The organism is Escherichia sp. WS1152 (assembly GCF_046487665.1).
Lineage (GTDB): Bacteria > Pseudomonadota > Gammaproteobacteria > Enterobacterales > Enterobacteriaceae > Escherichia > Escherichia coli.
In genome coordinates this window covers 1-554 of record NZ_JBJQJA010000063.1, presented here as the reverse complement: position 1 = coordinate 554, position 554 = coordinate 1, and the positions used below count along the sequence as shown (strand labels likewise).

Genomic DNA, 554 nt, shown 5'->3' with positions numbered 1-554 from the left:
TCACCTTACCGACGCTTATCGCAGATTAGCACGTCCTTCATCGCCTCTGACTGCCAGGGCATCCACCGTGTACGCTTAGTCGCTTAACCTCACAACCCGAAGATGTTTCTTTCGATTCATCATCGTGTTGCGAAAATTTGAGAGACTCACGAACAACTTTCGTTGTTCAGTGTTTCAATTTTCAGCTTGATCCAGATTTTTAAAGAGCAAATATCTCAAACATCACCCGAAGATGAGTTTTGAGATATCAAGGCAGGTGACTTTCACTCACAAACCAGCAAGTGGCGTCCCCTAGGGGATTCGAACCCCTGTTACCGCCGTGAAAGGGCGGTGTCCTGGGCCTCTAGACGAAGGGGACGTATCAGTCTGCTTCGCAAGACGCCTTGCTTTTCACTTTCTATCAGACAATCTGTGTGAGCACTGCAAAGAACGCTTCTTTAAGGTAAGGAGGTGATCCAACCGCAGGTTCCCCTACGGTTACCTTGTTACGACTTCACCCCAGTCATGAATCACAAAGTGGTAAGCGCCCTCCCGAAGGTTAAGCTACCTACTTC

General features: G+C 48.4%; 1 tRNA gene and 2 rRNA genes. All 3 read right to left on the bottom strand.

The features are described from left to right. Positions 1-89: ribosomal RNA gene (locus ACJHW7_RS25305) — 23S ribosomal RNA — on the bottom strand; the annotation flags it as partial. Positions 90-282: 193 nt separating this feature from the next. Further along, positions 283-358: transfer RNA gene (locus tag ACJHW7_RS25300), tRNA-Glu, on the bottom strand. Positions 359-443: 85 nt separating this feature from the next. Then, positions 444-554: ribosomal RNA gene (locus ACJHW7_RS25295) — 16S ribosomal RNA — on the bottom strand; the annotation flags it as partial.